The sequence below is a fragment of the Bacteroidales bacterium genome (assembly GCA_021648725.1).
Lineage (GTDB): Bacteria > Bacteroidota > Bacteroidia > Bacteroidales > JAADGE01 > JAADGE01.
Genome location: JAKISF010000003.1, coordinates 35,051 through 53,875 on the forward strand (window position 1 = coordinate 35,051; position 18,825 = coordinate 53,875).

Consider the following 18,825-nt stretch of genomic DNA (forward strand, 5'->3'; position numbering starts at 1 on the left):
GTTGTATTTAATTTTATATTCGTTAGACTATAAATCAATTTCTAAAAGTTCACCGTTTTCTTTTAACCAGTTTTTTGCTTTTTCGTAATCCGGATGTTGGATAGATACTATATTCCAAAATTCAGGAGTGTGGTTTGGTTCGATTAAATGTGTCAGTTCGTGTATTACAATATATTTTATTACATACATAGGTGCTTTAATAAGCCTCCAATTAAAGTTTAAATTGTTTTTTGGTGTGCAAGAACCCCATCTGTATTTTATATCTGAAATAAATATTTTATTGTATTTTACTCCTATGTGCTCTGAAAATTCTTTTGCAATTTTATTAATTTTTGCTTTTGCTTTTTCTTTATACCATTCTTTAAATAATTTATATGCTTTATTTTGGTTCTTTTTAGATATAGAAAAATTATAATTAAATTCAATTCCTTTAATGTCTTCTTCTATAATATTTAGTTTGTAATTTTTACCGAGATATAGTAATGTTTCACCGGAAACAAATTCTTTTTGATTTTTATGTTCCGGATATTTCTTACCGTGGTTTATCTTCTCAAACAGCCAAAGTTTCTTTTTCTCAATTATTTCATCAATTTTTTCCTTTGAAGTGTTTATAGGTGCTCTTACAATAATTGACCGGTCACGTTCAACTGAAATATTGAGTGTCTTCCTTTTGCTGTATATGAGTTTATAATCAATATTCATCAGTCGGCAATAATTTTAAAGTGATTTGTTTTTGCAAGTTCCATTATTCTTGAAATTAATTGTTTCCTGTTTTTTACAATATTCGGCAATTTATTAAAACGTGGAGATAAAAACATTTTTTGTAATTCTTCTTTCAGTTTATTTTGTGCAGGGATGGCATCCCAAAAGCCGGTTAATTTCAGTTCGGTATTTAAAAGATTAAAAACATTCAGAGTCAGGTTTACATTTTGGCTAATTTCATCTTCTGAAAGTTTTTTATTATCAAAGATTTCAGCCTTGAAGATATTGAAAAACGGCATTTGTTTTTTTCTGTCAAGACCAAAAGTGAGTTCTTTTTCTCTTTTCGCAATTTTCTTTCGGAGTTTTTCAAGTTCTTCATAAATCTTTTTCCAGTTTCCTTTGAAATTCTTAAATATTTCTAATAAAGCTTTTGAGAATGAAGCAAAAAGTTCCGGGTCTTCATTAATATTAACTTCAATATAGTCCCTTATTGCATGCTCTACTTCTGCCGCTTTTGTTTTTTCTCTTTTCCTTTTCTTAACATTCTTTTGAAAATCGTCATCCATTATTGAAATCGGAGCTACTTTTTGGTCAATTCCTTTTGATTTCAGAAAGTCATCTGCAATTGCACGGAGTTTATCCGGAATGCCTCGCATACTTAATCTGTCATCATGAAAATGCTTGTGAGCTAAAATATTTATTTCCAGTAAATTTTTATAATCATTAAAATAATCTAATGCTTCTTTTTGCGGTAGAACATTATTAAAGGCAGAGGTTAATTTTTGAAATGCAAGAATATATTCAAAACGAATTTCTTCATCATAGAATGTATCAAAAAATGCTTCGGGGTCAGAAAAATCAGTAAGGCCATGTTTTTCCAGTAATTCAAAAATTTCTTTATGTGAACTTTTCAGTTCTTTTAAACTTTCTTCTCTGTTGCTTAATGCATCAGTGATTTCTTTCAGTTCTCGTTCACTGTAACTGTCCAATGCTCTTTTTAAATGATGACCTACACCAACATAGTCAATAACAAAACCGACATCTTTTCCTTCCGGACCAACTCTGTTTACTCTTGCAATTGCTTGCAAAAGATTATGTGCTATAATTACTGTATCAAGATATAATACTTGTTCAATCGGTGCATCAAAGCCGGTAAGTAACATGCTTTTAACAATTATAATTCCTACATTACCATCTGTTTTTTTTTCATTTGAACCGAAAGGTTTCTTAAACCGTTTAATACTTTTATCGTGATAGGATTTATTTGTAAATGCTTTTAAATGTGGTTTATCATTGTTTTTTCCGGATACTATTACAGCCGTTTCAAGTTTTTTAAGTCTTTCAATGTTTATTGAATACGGATTGTTTTTCTCTAAATTCAATATCTCACTTTTCAAAGCATCATCTAATGCTGATTTATATCTTACGGCTGCTTCTCTTGAATTTGCAACAATTTGAGCTTTAAAACCATTTGTAAAAATATATTCGGTATAATGCTTAATAATATCTTTTGCTTTTTCTTTAATTGTTTCTTTTGCTTCGAGATAGGCATTTCTTGTACCATAACCTAAAATTTGAAGTCTTTCGGTTAATTTATATTCACTGAATACATCTGAAAAACGTTTATCCATTTTTTCGGTTTCAGGAATTTCGGCGTTATGGGTTCTGCCTTCATATACTATTTCAAGAGTTACACCATCATCAATGGCTGTTTGCATGGTATATTTGTCAATATAATCACCATAGCTTTTTTCAGTTTTATCTATCGGTGTACCGGTATATGCAATACGACTTGCATTAGGAATTGCTTTGTCTAAATTTGCACCGAGTAATGAATACTGTGAACGGTGAGCTTCATCAGTCATTGTTAAAATTTTATGACTTTCGTTCAGGGTTGGGAAAATAGTGTTAAAATCTTGTTCCTGAAATTTATGTATCATTGCCATTACCATATCAGGCGTATCGTTTGAGAGTAATACTCTTAATTGCTCCATGCTGTCGGCAACATTAACAGAAAAACCAATGTTGCTTGCAGTTTCATTTAATTGGTCTTCAAGCTGTGTACGGTCAGTAATAAACACAATTTTCCAATCGGCAAAGTATGATTTTAAACGCATTTCTCGAACCATAAACATCATTGTAAGCGACTTACCGGAGCCTTGCGTGTGCCAAATAATCCCGCTTCTTTCATCTTTGTTTTTACCGGACAGCAAACGTTCTACTGATTTTTTTACGGCTTTGAATTGTTGATATCTGCCTACAATTTTTATTGTTTTACCTTCTTCATTTGTGTTAAAGATTGTAAAGGTTTGAATAATATCTAATAAATTGTTTTTATCCAACATTCCTGCTACCATTCTTCTTTGGTCGTTGGGAGATGATTTGCCGTGTTTTAATTCATTTAATGTTTTTGGATAAGGGTCTGACCAACGGTAAAAATGTTTTTCGTTATGGGTTGTTATTGTCCCGAATTTTGCATTTAGGCTATCGGTTATTATTACAAATTGATTGTAAAAGAACAATTCTTGATTTCCTTCACCTTTTGAATTTCTTTGTTCTGAATATCGCATTAACTGGTCTATTGCTTCACCCATTGAATCTTTTACTTTGGGGGATTTACATTCAACCGTTACTATCGGCAAGCCGTTAATAAACAAAATTATATCCGGAACGATATGATGTTCTGTTCCGGGAATTTTGACTTTAAATTGTGATATAGCCGTAAATGTATTATTTGTCGGATTTGTAAAGTCAATATACTTAACCGTAGGACTTATTTCACCGGTTTCTTCATTTACATCTGTTATTGTGTTTTCGAGCAATAGGTCTAAAACAAATTTATTGCTTTCAATTAAACCGGATTTATTAAAGGTTGTTATTCTATGAACCAAGCTGTCGAGTTGCTTATCTGTTAAGAAAGGATTTATTTTTCTTAATGAGTTTTCTAAAACAGGAGATAAAACAAGTTCCGAGAAAGAAGAACGATAACTGTCTTCGGGGCTTTGACCGTGCATATTCAGCCTTAAAACTTCATCCCAGCCTTGTTCTTCGAGCTGTTGCAAGAATGGTTCTTCAACATAATTTTGTTCATCTAATTTTAGGGCTTTACCTTGATTGCCGGTGTATTTTTTGTCGTTAGAGAGTATCATGCTTATCTTATATTTCGCTCTTTAAGAGCTTTAAAAACTTGTTGAATTTGCACCCTGTGCTTCACACAGGGCTATTATATTTTACCCTTTCAGGGCTTTTAGAAAAATACTATTCTATATTATCTTTCCATAAAGAAATTCTTTTTTCAATTTCATCATACGGAAGTCTGTTGTTTATTTTATTAAGTAATTTGATTTTTTCTAATGCCGTTTTGTTATCAATGATTTGTGTTTCAATTAATTTATCAAAGATAAAAAATATACCTTTAACAGTTATACCTTGCTTGCTTGCAGTTTTTCGTAAGATGCCGTCACCGGATAATAATATACCGCCTGTTTTTATTGCATAGTGCCAAATTGAACAATCTGCAAAACTTAAATTTTTAGTTTGCAGCTCTAATATTTCTTGATATTCTTCACTTTTTGTTTGGGCAACAAATAATTTGTCGGTTTTGATAAGTTCTTCAATTTTTTCTTTTTGTTCCGGGTTCTTTATCTCATCTATTACAAAATCGTTTGTGTGAAATTCAAAATCAAGTCTAACAAATTCGTTTATTAAGTCCAAATCGGCAAGGTCTATAAGTATGTTTGCATCGCTTACTGTTATTTTCATTTTGAACTGTTTAATGTTTGCCCATAATGTCCGATTTCTTCGTTATCCTTATGTTTATATTCAGTCATTTACAAAAGATACACTCTATTTAGTCCTTGTTTATAAAGTCGATAATTATTTATTCGCTCTTTCATGGCTTTATTGATTAATATAGATTATATCAGTGCTAATTTATTTCTTATACTGTTAATGTCGGTATTTAAAAAAGCTGATGCTTTGCTTATTGATATGATTTCTTGTGATAGTGCTTTATAAACAAGCCTCATAAAACGTTCTGAAAATTCTTTGCCTGCAAATCGTTCTTTGTCAACACTTTCTTTTAATTCAGCATTTAAATTTCTTTTAATATAAAAAGACTTTTTTCTGTTTTCTGAAATAATTTCCAAATCGGCAAGTCGGTATATTTGTGCTGATATACTTATGCCGAATTGTTTTTGAAAATTAATTAATTCGGTTAAGCTAATTTTTTGTCGTTTTATGCCAATTTCTTCAATTAATATTTCTTGCGGCAGAAGCATAGCTCCTGCAAAACGATTGCAAAATTTTTCTTCTTCTTTTTCAGAAAACTCTTTGTTGATGTTTAATAATAAATGACCAAGTTCGTGAAGAAGAGTAAATCTTTTACGTTCTATACCGAAACTTTTATTTATTACAATTACCGGATATTTATTGTTAAGATAAGTTGAAAGCCCGTCGAATAACTTGTGGTCGGGTTCTTTAATTTCAACAACTTTTATTCCGTGAGTTTCGAGCAATGAAATTATATTGTGAATAGGGTCGTTTCCAATCTTCCACACCATTCGGAGTTTTATTGCCGCATTTTCTACATCATCGGCAGAAGTTATTTTAATGTTTTTTAAAGGGTTAATAAATTCTGATTGTACGGAAAGTATATCTTCAATAGATAAATAACTTTCCACTTTGTTTAAGATTTTTGCTTTTAAACTTTCAATTTTAGTTTTTGAATATTTTGATTTTTTACGAAACCGGATGCTTTCTAATGATACGGTTGACGCTTGAAAAAAATAATCGGGTTTTACATCCAAAATATTTGAAAGTGCAATAATTTTATTGCTGTCGGGAATTGATTCGGCATTTTCATATTTACTTATCATTTGCTTGCTTACACCAAGTTTTTCGGCAAGTAATTGCATTGAAAAGCCTTTGATTTTTCGAGCATTCTTTAAACGGTATGCAAATATATTTTTCATAAGAGAGATTGTTTAGTTGACAAATATAGATTAAATATACAAAAAGTCAACCAGAAAGTCAAATGTTTTTGATGAAATATTATTATTTCTTACCCAAAAGTTCAGTAACTCGAACTTTACCGGTTAATAAATCTTGCATTAAGCCGGTTTTTTGTTTTTGGAGTTTGTTTATTTCTTTATTATAAATATCAATAGTTTTATTAAAATTTTGAATAAAATCTGAAATTCTGATTTGCTCTTTGGGTTTTGGAAGTAAAATAGGTAAATTCTGTAAACTTTCTTTATTTAACTTGAACCTACCTGCTCCCTGTCTTGTTAAATAATATGTAATGTCTTTATGTGAAAAATAATAATGAATCCATTCTGTATTACAATTTGGTTTTCCTTGTAATATATGTGCATGGTTACTTACATTAAATTTACCATCAACTAAAATAGTCATTTCTTGTGACTTGAATTTTAGGAAATGGTCTCCATCTTCACCCATTAAAACACATTTGCCATTAATCCTAAATTCATTTATGTAATCTATTATCCCTGTTGCACCATAATAAGGATAATCTCCAATCATATGTTCTCTTTCAAGTGCAGATATGGGTTTTCTTAAATTGTTTAACAAAATACTACATTTCTCCAACTTATCTACTTCCCATTCCTCCGGTATTCTGCCAAGCGGGCTGTCTTTAAATTTGTGTGTTTCTTCTGTTCGGATGTTTCCGTTTTTATCAATTCCTTTGGTTAGGAGGTCTTGCATTAAGCCGGTTTTTATGTGCTTGTATTTGGCTATTAGTTTTTGAGTTTGCTCAATGACATTATCTATGGTGCTTAATATTTGGGCTATTTTTTTTTGTTCGGGGAGAGATTTGGGGTGATAGAATTGAAAATTTTTAAAATCTTTTTTTTGTAAATGTTTTAAGCCACTACCATGAAAAAAATGAATATTTATAAATTCAATAATGTTTAAGAAAAAGTAATATAAATATTTTGTATCTATATTATCGCCACAAACAACATAAGTATCCGTTGAGTATGACGTTTTGCCATTATAATATTTGACATTAGCAACACCGCCAGTTGCTAAAAAGATATTTTCATCATCAATTAAAAAAGTATGATATTTAAGAATATTATCTCCACTTGTATAAAAAGGAAACACACCGAAATCTGATGCATCAGACACCATAATTTTTGATTTTGGCAATTCCTTTATTAATTCTCCAATTTTATTTTCTATCCACCCTTTCATTAATTCAAATATTTCAATTTAGTCAGAAATGTGTTTAGTTCTTTTAATGTTTCTTTACGTTGCGTTTCTATGTCTTGTGCTGATATTGCATATTTATCGTAGATGTTTTCAAAGAACCGGAGCATTGTTCGTTTTTCAGCATTAAGATATTTGCTTAATTGCTCGCTTATAAGGTCGTGGTGTTTCAGTAAAATAAGTTCTTTGGTTTCTTCTTCGCTTATTTTATCACCTATTTCTTTGAGTATTTTATCTAATGAATTTAATTTTTGCTTAATAATATCAATGTCTTTTAAAACCGGATTATAGGCTTTGGTAATTTCTTTAAATTCTTTTTTTGCGGTAATAATTTTATCAATTATTGAGTTGTTATTCTTGCTTTCCTTTTTTATTTCTTTTTCAAACTTTGTAAGCGATTTTTTAATATTTACAAAGTTGTCAGCTTTATCTAATCGGTCTTTAAATTCAATAATCAGATTTTCAATTATTGTGTCGTAATCTTTAATTTTAGCATTCAGTATTGTGAGTAAATTTTTGTTTTCGTGTTTTAAATCTTCCGTGCCGAAACGTTTTATTTCAAGTTTTAGCTCTAATTGTTGTGCATAAAGTTTTATGTCCTTTTTGAGTTGTTTTATTTTTTCTTGTATACCGGTTATTTTTTTGAGTAATTTCGGTAAAGCTTCATCATCGTTGTCTTTAATTTCATTATTGAGAAGACTTGTTAATAACTTTGTTGTAATTTTTTCATCTTCTTCGGGTTCATATTCGAGTGTTATTTGTGTTTCTTCAAGAGTTTCCGCCAAAATATTTTCATTTTCTGAAATTGAATTTTCAGTATCATTAATTTGCTTTTGTTCTTTGGTAAAGTATTTATCAATTAAATATTTATCGGGGATTAATGCCGGCATCCAACCGTTTGACATTATTGTTTTGAGGTCGTATTTAATGCTGTCCCACCAATTAACAAACACACCTGCCAGTTGGAAATTGTCTAAAACTTTATATTCTTTAAGTTTATTGATTAGTGAAGTAATTAATTCTTTTCTGACCTTGGGCAATTTCTCACCTTTAACAGTAAGATATGTTGCCATTGTTTCGTTTACTTTATCTTGTTTATCTTCCGGTTGTTCTTTTTTTCCGTTCGTATTTGCAAGAGATGCAAAATTGTTTTTAGCATTGCTCCACCAATTTGTTAAATCGGTATAGAATTTTTTATATACTTCGGTTACTTTTTTGTTGGTATCAATAAGTTGTTTGATGTTTTCTTTTTCCGGAACATCTTCTTTAAATTCTAAATAATTATCATCTTTCTTTTTGAAAAACAAATCTTTGTCTATACCGAATTTTGAGTAAATAAATTTATTGTCGTTTACTTCTTTTTTCGGAATACCACCGGTTAAGTGTGCTTTAACATCTTCCGGTTCGGGTTCCGGTGTATTATCTACATAACGCCGGATGTTTAAGTTATAATCGTTTTCTTCTATTGTTTTTAAATCAACCAATTTAGAGTATTTTTCAATCTCTTTCTTTTTCGTGAAAACATAATCAATTTTTTCAATATCCTCCGGACGTAAGAGATTTTGATTTTTTCCTTCTGCATATTCTGCATCTGCATTTATAAAAAATACTTTGTCTTTCAGTTCATCGGGTTTGTTTTTATTAAAAATAAGAACCGCAGCCGGAATACCTGTACCATAAAAAAGAGCCGGAGGTAAACTGATAATTCCTTCAATAATATTGTCTTTAAGCATTGCTGTTCTGATGTCTTTTTCTTTGCTTCCTCTGAATAATACACCATGCGGCATAATTACGGCTACTTTTCCGGGTGAACCGTCTGATGCTATATTTTTACAGCTTGCTACCATGTGCTGAACAAACATTAAATCGGCTTTTTTGCCTGTTTCAGAAGCAAAACCATAGGTGAACCTGCTTTTATGTTCAATATCTTTTAAGTTGTAATCTTGCGAAAAGGGAGGATTTGCAATTACTCTGTCGAATAAGCGGATTGAGCCTTTTTCAAGGTTTAACGGGTCGGCAAGTGTATCACCGTAATCAATATTGTAATTTGTGATATTGTGTAAAATAATATTCATTTTACAAATAGCCACAACAGTCGGGTCATTTTCCTGACCGTGTAGTTGCATGTTGTCATCATCTTGTCCTTGTTCTGATACATATTGATGCGATTGTATAAGCATACCGCCTGAACCGGCAGTAGGGTCATAGATACTCATGCCCTCTTGCGGTTTGATTATTTGAACTAACAGCCTTACAACTTGTGCCGGAGTATAAAATTGTCCTCCTTTTTTTCCTGCACTGTCGGCAAAAAATTTGATTAAGTATTCATATGCTGCACCAAGTAAATCAGGGAACTCAAAATTTTCATTTATTAAATCAGGAAAATTGTTGAAGTGGTGTATCAGTTTTTCAAGGTCGGTATCTTTCAGTATTTTTTTACCGTCAACATCTCTGTTGAAATTAATACGCCCTTTGAGCATACCATTTAATGTATCGTTTTCATCTTCAATAGCCGTTAGTGCTTTATTAAGCATTTGCCCTATATTCTTATGTAAGTTTTTTACAGCCGGTTGTTCTTCTCCGTTTTCATCAATAAAACTGTTGTGCCATCTTGCTCTGGGCGGAATGTAAATAGTATCGCCGTAAGATGTTTTATCTTCAATTATTTTCTTGTATTCTTTTTCTAATTCGGAATTATTATCACTTAAAAGATGTTTGAAGTCTTTCTCAATGTTCTTCTTTTTTTCATAAAACAAATCAGACATTCTTTTTAAAAACAACATGCCGAATATGTATTCTTTATATTCGGAAGCATCCATTTTGCCACGCAAAATATCAGCTGCTTTCATTAAGAAGCTTTCTAATTGAGTTAAAGTGATTTTATTTTGGTTCATTGATTAAATGCCTTTGTTTGTTTATAAAAACCATAAATTCTTTTTGCCGAATGGGGGCAGTGTGTTTCCTGTGAAATAAGGGAAGAGTTCTGCGACCATCTCCGGATATTTTATTGTTACGGGTAATTTTTGTTGTTTTACTGATTTCCAATACATACGACTGAATTGGTATATTTGGTCTATTAATAAATTGATTGTTGTCTTGCTTTCAATCAGTTTTTCATCGGTTGACCAAAAACTTAATTTAACCGGAAAGGGGTAACTTTCAATTTTAAATTCAGGATTGCTGCCGTATCTTGTATTGTTGCATAAGAGGTATTGACTTTTGCCAATTTTTAGTGATGTTCCGCTTAAAGGAATTAAATTGTTAAAATTTGTATCAAAAGGAACGTAATCAAAACTTTCTGTTTTGTTTATCGTTACTATTATTATCGGAACATTATAGTTGAGGCTTTGCAGGGCTTCTTGTATTGGTCTTATGTTTTTGTTTGACATGGTTTTGTAGAAATGGATAATAAGACGTTTTATGTCTTTGTTATCTTTCTTAAATTTTTCTACTGCTGTTCTTATTGAACCTGCCAGTTTAATCATGTTGTTTTCTCGGAAAGCGTCAAAACTTTGAAAGTGTCCTTCGTTTGAGAAAGAAAAAGCACTGCCGATATATCGGGAATCAAATTTTAAAGATTTGAATGCTCCGATGCCTACTATTAGTTCTTTTTCTACTGTTCGTTCCAGTCTCCACGGTATTCCGTCAAGTTTTGCGGATATTGATACAAAAATATTTTGTAAGGTCCACTCAAAGCCATAACCTCCAATATTATCAATATTTATGACTTGTGACGTGATACCCGGTTTTAATAATGCTTCTTTTATAAGGTAATACGCTCTGTGTTGTTCCGGATTAGATTCTGTTTTACTAATCGGACTTATGTATATTGCTATGTATCTTTTATTATTTGTCTTATAATCGTTTTTTTCTATTGCTTTTAATACTTCGGGAGCCGGATTGTTTATATTTTCAAAAAGTATATGACCGGCTTTATAATTTTTATGTGTTACTCCAATATATTTTGATATGCCTGCATATATTGAGTTTCCGTTTTTATCTTTTGCTATGGGTTTGTCGTATTTTGAAATTGGTTTTTTGCCTTTAAAATAGTCGTCAAATTCCTTAACTTTCTTTTCATGGTCTTTATGACAGATATAGAAAAACTCAATGTCTTGTGAGTCGGGCGGATGTTTGTAAACTCCTGAATTGATACCAAACTTCGGACTGATATTGGTTTTTTCTTGTCCGAATATCATTTTATTACTGTCGTGAGATGTTGAAAATATGTTATCCGGATTGAAGCTTATAAATTCATTTGTATTTATAGGAATTATATTTTTAAAGTCGCTTGTAATGATATGCTTTTTAAGAAAATCATTAATGAGTGTATAGTGCTTTTTGTATTTGTTAACTATCTTAAAGGTATTATCAAACGGAATATTCAGACTGTTTTTGAGATTGTAGTTTAGTGCCGGATATACGTTTTGTAATTCATATTTTGCTTGGTCGGGTAAGTATTTGTATTTATGAATATGTTTGTTCCAGATTACTCTTGTGTAGTCATCTTTATCAATGTCATCCAATTCAAGAATACTTTCTTTAAATACTTTTGAGAGTGCATGGTAGGCAATCAGAAGTTCCGGATAATCTGAAACTCTGCTGTTTTGAACTCTTAACCGGAAAACATGGTATGCATTAAATTGTTCATCGCTTTCTTTTTCATCTTTAAACCATACTAATAAATCGTTTATGAAATCGAATTGTATTGCATCTGCTACATTTTTGAAATATTCGTAAATCAAATATGTGTAATAATGGTTTGCAAATGTTGTGCTTTCTTTTAGGTTTACGGTTAGGTTTATGTCTTCGGAAGTTGATTTGAAATCGGTATATAAATATTTTATTTCATCATACTTTTCAGAATCTGCCTGTTCCTGTAAATTGGTCGGACATTCTTTTTTTTTGATAGGGAAAAAGCCTTGTTTTTTTTCGTAGGAAAAGGAAAAGTTTTTTTCATCTTCTTCGGGGTTGAAGGTTAGGATGTTTATTTTGATGTTTTGGTCAATCATGATAATTCTAAAAATGTAAATTTCTTCGTTATTTCAAAATTTTAAAATCCTCATTTACAACAGTAAACTGCGGTTTGAAAATTTCTCATGCCTTGGACTTCACTATTTTTAGAGATTATCATCAATAATGCTTATTGTGAAGACCTTAACAAAGTAACAGCAAAAATAAGAAATTAAGGGTAAAAGAATGTAGATGTTAATAATAAGTTAATAAGTATTGTGGATGTTGAAATGATTTTTTGGTTTAATTGCTCTTACTTTTCTTTTGTCTTGAAACAAAAGAAACAAAAATTCAAGACTGCAAATAAACTTCTTGTTTTCTACACTTTACTTCACTAAAATAAAAGAACTCACTTCCTTCGGTCGTTCAAACAGCTTTTATTTCTTAACGTTCCGTTCCGTTTGAAAACTACGAAATTTCTTTGAGGTCAGATTCAGCAACTTGCAAGTATTATAGAAAATTATTATTTTTCTTGAACAAAAAAAAGAGTTTGAAATTAATCAAACTCTTTGAAACCTGATGAGTTATTACAAATCTATGTCAGGTCATTGATTTCTGCATCGGGTGCATTTGTTTTAACTGATTCAATTCCGTTGTCTCTTGATGAGGTGCTTTCGTACATTTCACTTGTACCAATGATTTGACCATTGGTTGCAGTTAAATTGAAATATGGCTTGCCGTTTTTAGCTTCAAGACGTTTGAATCTGTTATCGTCTTGTGAGTTTGTTCTTACTGATTCAATTCCGTTGTTGCATCCGGCTTTTGATGTATATCCTTCGCTTGTCAGAATTACTTGACCGTTCCCTGCTTTCAAATTGAATTGAAATTCATCGTTCTTTCTTTTTGTAATCTCGAATTTTCCCATTGTTAGTGTTTTAAATTTATTATTTGAATGTAAAAGTATGAAAAATTAATTAAGTTTTAAAATTCTTGTCGGACAACCGGACAGGGGACAAATAGTTTTTGTTTGTTATTTTATTGATATTTAGTTGAATGCAGACAATTATTGTTTGTGTGTTTGTCCGGATGTCCTTTGGTATTATTTTTATTAAACTATCGTTTTTAACTTTTGTAATTTCTCTGTCTTTATATAATAATCTCCTTTTCTGTTTATAAATTTGTTGTAATTATACTCCATTTGATTATAACATGAATCAATATCTTTAAAAAGAATTGAATGACTGTAAAAGTAATTACCGTTTATGTTGTTGAAAAATCGTCCGGCAGGGTCAAGCATAACATAAGAATTTGTCATTGCTTCATTATTCTCAATAATTGCATTATCCGGATTGATTTTTATAAAATGCTTAAATTCAACTTTTGAGATTAAGAAATTATCAATGTTTTTATCATTTTCACCGGTTATCGGTAATACTTGAAATATTTTCCATCTTTCCGGTTGCAACAACTTTATTTTATCAGACATTTTTTCATTGAAATTGTATTTATGTACAACTGTGTTAATTTTAAATCCTATATCTAAATTTCGGACATTCTTTGCCAATAAATAATAATCTGAAAAACTTAATGTATTTTTGTTTGTTGCTCTACCGGATACAAAATTTGTTTGCTCCACGAAACTGTCCATACTGACTGTAATCCAATCTGCAATATTTCTGAATTTTTCTAATAGTGCTTTGTTTCTTGCAAAGACATAACCGTTTGTAACAATATTTGTTAACAAACCTTTCTTTTTTGCAAGCAATACTAAATCATACAGCCACGGGCAGAGTGTCGGTTCTCCGCCTACAAATGTTATTTTCTTGAAACCAAAGTCAGCAATTTTATTTACAATTTTAATTGCATCTTCTTTTGATAAATGACCTTTCGGTAAAATTGTTCTTTTAACATCTTGAAATGTTGCAAAACAAAATTTACAACGCATGTTACAGGGTTCCCATAAATGGAAATTAACGCTTGGAATTAAATTTTCTTTGTTCATAATAGTACGATTTTAAAAGTTATCTCGGAGAGATTGAATCATATATTATGAGGATTGCTTATTTGCTATCTAATTCTTTTGCTGTTACTAACATGTTTTGCCATATAAAGTAATCTTTTCTTAATTTTAAAGCTTTATCGTATTGTTGCATTGCTGTTTCTTTTTGGCCAAGTTCAGCAAGACAGGTTGCTATTAAATCAATGTAACTTGCTTCATGTGGATTTATTTTATGTGCTTTTTCAAAATGAATAATTGCATTGTTATAATCTTTTTGTTCAAAATATTCATTTCCTATGTCAAACTGTTTAAATTCATTTTCATCGTCCGGAACATTTGATGGAGTGAACGCTTTTTTATAATAAGAATGACGGTAATTCAGACCATATTCAGGCTGTTGATATATTATAAAATCTTTATCAATTTTTTTAAATTCTTTTGCTATATTTTTCCATATCTCATCTTCCTTTAAAACATTATAAAATTTTTGCAAAATATTATCTAATTGTCTGTCAAAAAAAAGTGCATAGAAATTAAATTCAAAAAAGCTTTTCTTTAAAATATCGTTTATCATTTCACCGTCTTGTTCCATTGATGTTGTTATGATTAAAGGCAAAATCTTCTTGACTTTTTGCATGTCTATTCCAAGTTTTTTGTTAATCCATTCATGATTTTGTTCGTCTTTAAGAAATTTTTGAATTTTTATTAATTGATGTGATGCGTGTTCATTTATTTCTTTTCGCTCTATTTGTAATTCATGTAATTGCTTCCTGAAACGTGTTCGTTTCAATTCAACTAATAATAATATTCCTTCATGCAAAATATACACATCAATATCACCTATTATTATTTCTTTTCCATTTTCGTTTTTTTTACAGACATCTTTTGAAACTCCAATTTTATCAAATTTGTAGCCGGAAAACAATTCAAGAAAATATTTTTCAAAGTCTTTATCTTCTTGTTGTGTCAATCTTATGGGTCTTAATTTTTTAAATTGTGTTTTATGAAAATATGTATTTTCTCTAATAATATTATATGAATTTGTCAGTTTACCCAAAAAACTTTCTAAACTTATAATATAACTATTCAATTCAAATAGAGGTTGTGCAACAATATTTACAAAAGGGGTATGCCTGTTAAAATATTTTTTTGGGGTATCTTTTACTGGATTAAAACACAAAACATTTCGAATTTCTTTTGAATCATTTTGCATTTTTAAGGTATTACCAAGCATATTGGAAAATTCTTTTACAGACTCAAAACGAACACCTAAATGCCCGGTCAACGGAGCAAATAATAAAGACTCTATTCCGCTATTCCCGGTAGTTTGCTGATATTCATGTAACGGATTATAATATTTTTCTGTTGCATTGTGAATTAAACCATTCAGTAAGTGTGAAATTGCACTTACCTCTATTTTTTTTTCGGCTACTTCATAATGAGTATATTGCATAGAGTTTAATATTATAGATTGGGAAATATCTCTAATTGCCTCTCTTTTATTTATATCTTTATCTTGTTGAGTTTTTCCGGGTATTTTTGATATGTTATCTTTAACATAAAGTTCTGCAATTTCATAGTTGCTTGCTTCGATAAACATAGGTAAAAATTCAATTTTCTTTCCTATTGTTCTCCATTTTGATTCTTCAATAGTATCTATGCAGTTTAAGTGAAAACTATATTTTGTTTCCGACAAATAATAATTGTCATAAAATAAATATACACTTGCAATATCTTCAACAAAAACATTCCACTTTTGCAGTTTTTTTAAACTTTCAAAATATTTATTTTTTGAATTTTCAATACATTGCATAAGGATTCTCATACTGTTTTCTATGAAAATCTTTTCATTTATTGTATATGTTTTATTGTCTTTTGATTCAAAAAAGTAATATGAAAAAAGAACATTAAGAGAGGTATATAAATGATTTGATTTATTAAGTCTATCAGATTCTACAATATAATATGAGGCATATGCAAATAATTCGACAGGATTTAAATTTAGCCAAATTTTAGCATCTGATTCGAACTCTTGCCAAAGATTTGTTTCAATTTCATTTACATAAATTATAAATTCAGAAAATAACTTTAACTCCGAATTTTTTGATGTAGTAAATTGCCGGATATTATTAATGAATTTGTCATTAAATACAGGCTTGTATTTGCTTGTTTTGAATTTTTCAATAAAAAGTTTCGGGTTTATTTCCGAAACAGGTTTATTGAAGTTATTATTTGCATTAGCTTCTTTTTTGAAATAGTAGTCAAACAGCAAATCAACTTTTTCAATATACTTATTGTTTTTTATTAATTCAGGAAAGTGTTTTGATTTAATAATTGCAGACCAGAAATCATTTTTGAAATGATATTTGCCATTTACATTTCTATTATTTGGGTTTTTTGGCAATAAAATTTTTAACCAATCTTTGAAGTTTAATTGGTCAATCAGGTTGAAAAACTCTGTGTATTTGCCTTCTATTATTAGTTGAAGGGCTTCTTTTTGTTTAATTCTAACATCCATAGTTATAATATTTAAAGATAACTCATTGAGTTGAACTATGGCTATGGATTTTACAAATATAAGACTTTTTTATATTAAGTACATGAAATATCGGCAATTATTTTTAAAATAGGACAGAGAATTAATGTTTTTTATTGTGTTATATTGATGATATTCAGTAAAATAATTTGCTTGCATTTTTGTGAGTTTGTCCTGTGTCGGATGTTATTCTTTTAACCAAGCACCTACCGTTGATTTACCTTTTCCAACATATACAGCAATATCTCTGATGACCATCCCTTTTTCTGATAAAAGTTTTGCAACAGATTTCATATTTAATGATGCCGGATTATCTGCATTTTCAATTTTGTCAATTACTCTTATTGCATTTTCTTTGAAATATTCGATTAGTTCTTTTGCTCCGGATAATGCTTTTAGACTGACATTTTCTTTATTGTCTTCACCGGATGCCCAATACAGCATTTGTAAGAGCAAAGCAAAACGTGAAATATAAGATACATACTTTGAGTATAAGCTGCGTATTTGTTCCGGTATGTTATCGTCATTGATTAGGTCTGTATTTTGTTTATTCCATTCTAAAAATGCTTTTTTTGCATCAACAGAAAAGTTAAGTGTTTCGGGTTCTTGTTCTGTTAAAGGGTTTTGGTATTCGGTTAGATTATATAACTTGATGATTATTTCTTTATATTTCTCTGTCAGCTCTTGCGACATTTCTTCATCATCTAAATACGGTTTTTTTAGATTCTCCGGATAGGCAAATAAAATTCTGTCAGTGAAACCGTTTTTATTCATTTTGTCTTTTGCAAACTCATCTAAAATTGCCGGTTGTATTGTTCCGCAAACAGAAATAAACGGATTAGGAATAAATATAGGTTTACCTGTTTTTCGATTTACTGTTATAGTTGTACCACTCCAATTGCTTAACCAAAATTGTTGGTCGCTTCCTTTGTGATAACGGTTAAAGTCATTTAACCAGCCTGTTAATTCATCTTTGAATACTCCCAATCCTCTTTTATTATTGCTGTGAACTTCATTTAATGCTTCGGGTGTGAAATCATTTACAATCATTTGTTTTAAAATCGGTTTTACCGGTTCATCAAAACCTTCGTTTTCTCTTTCCTTTTTGGAAAGACTGCTTACATGTTCGTATTTATCAAAATCAGAACTGAATGTATTATGATTTTTTTGGTCTATATTCAGAATCGGAGATAATGCAAATTTCAAAGGATGACTTTTGTTTATTCCGGGTCTGCCGACTAATGCAATGTATAAAATCGGGCTTTCTATCCATCCCTTTTTAATTTGAATATTCACAGCTCTACCGGTTGCAACAGATGTAGCAAACAGAATTGATGATGCGAGATATTCAACCGGATATTTAAGTGTGTCGTTTGCTTTGCTGATAAACTTTTGTATGATTTCAGGAAAAACATGAACCGGAAAGGGGCGTGTTTTCCTTTTCTTATTTGTATTCCGGATTGTGCTTATTTTTTCATATTCCTGTAAAGTGTTTTCTAATAATAAATCATTTGAATCTTTACCGGACGGGAATTGTATTGATTTGATTTCTTTAACAGGAATCTTATTTTTAATTATCAGGGATAAAAGTTCATTGTTAAACTTTTCTCCTGCTTCATCACCATCACCGGAAAGATAAACAGATTTTCCGGATATGTATTTGCTTAACAAATTTGCATTCGGCAGATTGGTTGCTCCGAATGTTGCTATTGCTGATTTACCTATCTCTGCAAATGATATTGCATTATTAGGACCTTCACAAATAAAAACTTCATCAAATGCTTTATTGAAACAACTTATATATAAGGTGTCTGTTTTGTTTCCTGAAAACTGTGTCTTTGGAAGTCCTTTTTCTTTCAGTTCTTCTTCTGTTGCTATGTATCTTCTTTCGAATCCTGTATTATTATGATTAACGAATACAACAGATGCCGGATATTTTTTATAAGCATTTGATTGTAAAAAATATTCATGTTTTGTTAGTCCTCTGCTATTTTGATAAGCAATTGCATGATCTTTATTATTCTTCCGGATGTTATACAATTGCTTTTCGGTTTTGGTATATTGGGTTGACATTGACAAATTAAGATTTAAGTCATTATTTATATTTTTCAGAATTTCAATAAAACTTGTTTTTAAAATCAAATTATAATGAAATGCTGCAAAGTCGAACATATCACCTTTATAATAATCGTCTCCGTGGTCTTTGAAAAACCATTGGTCAGATTTGTTGAATATGCTTAAACTTGGTTTTGTGTCTTTGTAAAAGGGGTTTTTTATGTTTTTACATTTGTTCCCTTGCCGGTTGAGTTCCGGAATAACAAACTTGAAGAAATCAAACCCGTTATTTGTTGAACTCAATATATTTTCTTTATTTAGTTTCATGGGTGACAGATTTTTATTG

11 protein-coding genes are annotated in these 18,825 nt (G+C 30.2%); all 11 read right to left on the minus strand.

Annotated elements, in window-relative coordinates:
• Positions 1–27: 27 nt before the first annotated feature.
• Complete coding sequence (locus tag L3J35_01835; protein MCF6364918.1) at positions 28–702, minus strand: M48 family metallopeptidase; 675 nt, start codon at positions 700–702, stop codon at positions 28–30.
• Positions 702–3,851 carry an HsdR family type I site-specific deoxyribonuclease gene (locus tag L3J35_01840; protein ID MCF6364919.1) on the minus strand — a complete coding sequence of 1,050 codons (3,150 nt, stop codon included), beginning with the start codon at positions 3,849–3,851 and terminating at the stop codon, positions 702–704. The genes L3J35_01835 and L3J35_01840 overlap by 1 nt, the downstream gene beginning before the upstream one ends.
• Before the next feature lie 109 nt (positions 3,852–3,960).
• Positions 3,961–4,464, minus strand: a complete 504-nt coding sequence (locus L3J35_01845; GenBank protein MCF6364920.1) for a type II toxin-antitoxin system VapC family toxin — start codon at positions 4,462–4,464, stop codon at positions 3,961–3,963.
• Positions 4,465–4,619: 155 nt separating this feature from the next.
• Complete coding sequence (locus L3J35_01850) at positions 4,620–5,675, minus strand: helix-turn-helix domain-containing protein (protein MCF6364921.1); 1,056 nt, start codon at positions 5,673–5,675, stop codon at positions 4,620–4,622.
• Positions 5,676–5,757: 82 nt separating this feature from the next.
• The gene (locus tag L3J35_01855; GenBank protein ID MCF6364922.1) at positions 5,758–6,921 is read right to left on the minus strand and encodes a restriction endonuclease subunit S; all 1,164 of its coding nucleotides are present in this window, start codon (positions 6,919–6,921) and stop codon (positions 5,758–5,760) included.
• Complete coding sequence (locus L3J35_01860; protein ID MCF6364923.1) at positions 6,921–9,830, minus strand: N-6 DNA methylase; 2,910 nt, start codon at positions 9,828–9,830, stop codon at positions 6,921–6,923. Before L3J35_01860 ends, L3J35_01855 begins: the two co-directional genes overlap by 1 nt.
• A 21-nt stretch (positions 9,831–9,851) precedes the next feature.
• Complete coding sequence (locus L3J35_01865) at positions 9,852–11,948, minus strand: hypothetical protein (GenBank protein MCF6364924.1); 2,097 nt, start codon at positions 11,946–11,948, stop codon at positions 9,852–9,854.
• A gap of 536 nt (positions 11,949–12,484) precedes the next feature.
• Complete coding sequence (locus L3J35_01870) at positions 12,485–12,814, minus strand: YegP family protein (GenBank protein MCF6364925.1); 330 nt, start codon at positions 12,812–12,814, stop codon at positions 12,485–12,487.
• A 183-nt stretch (positions 12,815–12,997) separates the two neighbouring features.
• Entirely contained in the window at positions 12,998–13,891 is an 894-nt protein-coding gene (locus tag L3J35_01875; GenBank protein MCF6364926.1) for a viperin family antiviral radical SAM protein, read from the minus strand.
• A gap of 58 nt (positions 13,892–13,949) precedes the next feature.
• Positions 13,950–16,406: a tetratricopeptide repeat protein gene (locus L3J35_01880; GenBank protein MCF6364927.1), complete on the minus strand. Its 2,457-nt coding sequence runs from the start codon at positions 16,404–16,406 to the stop codon at positions 13,950–13,952.
• Positions 16,407–16,610: 204 nt separating this feature from the next.
• The gene (locus L3J35_01885) at positions 16,611–18,806 is read right to left on the minus strand and encodes a DUF3987 domain-containing protein (protein ID MCF6364928.1); all 2,196 of its coding nucleotides are present in this window, start codon (positions 18,804–18,806) and stop codon (positions 16,611–16,613) included.
• Positions 18,807–18,825: the final 19 nt, after the last annotated feature.

Bases quoted from the DNA above. Each gene is read 5' to 3' on its own strand.
- L3J35_01855 (MCF6364922.1), bottom strand. From the start codon at position 6,921: ATGAAAGGGTGGATAGAAAATAAAATTGGAGAATTAATAAAGGAATTG.
- L3J35_01835 (MCF6364918.1), bottom strand. From the start codon at position 702: ATGAATATTGATTATAAACTCATATACAGCAAAAGGAAGACACTCAAT.
- L3J35_01870 (MCF6364925.1), bottom strand. From the start codon at position 12,814: ATGGGAAAATTCGAGATTACAAAAAGAAAGAACGATGAATTTCAATTC.
- L3J35_01865 (MCF6364924.1), bottom strand. From the start codon at position 11,948: ATGATTGACCAAAACATCAAAATAAACATCCTAACCTTCAACCCCGAA.
- L3J35_01845 (MCF6364920.1), bottom strand. From the start codon at position 4,464: ATGAAAATAACAGTAAGCGATGCAAACATACTTATAGACCTTGCCGAT.
- L3J35_01850 (MCF6364921.1), bottom strand. From the start codon at position 5,675: ATGAAAAATATATTTGCATACCGTTTAAAGAATGCTCGAAAAATCAAA.
- L3J35_01860 (MCF6364923.1), bottom strand. From the start codon at position 9,830: ATGAACCAAAATAAAATCACTTTAACTCAATTAGAAAGCTTCTTAATG.
- L3J35_01840 (MCF6364919.1), bottom strand. From the start codon at position 3,851: ATGATACTCTCTAACGACAAAAAATACACCGGCAATCAAGGTAAAGCC.
- L3J35_01880 (MCF6364927.1), bottom strand. From the start codon at position 16,406: ATGGATGTTAGAATTAAACAAAAAGAAGCCCTTCAACTAATAATAGAA.
- L3J35_01875 (MCF6364926.1), bottom strand. From the start codon at position 13,891: ATGAACAAAGAAAATTTAATTCCAAGCGTTAATTTCCATTTATGGGAA.
- L3J35_01885 (MCF6364928.1), bottom strand. From the start codon at position 18,806: ATGAAACTAAATAAAGAAAATATATTGAGTTCAACAAATAACGGGTTT.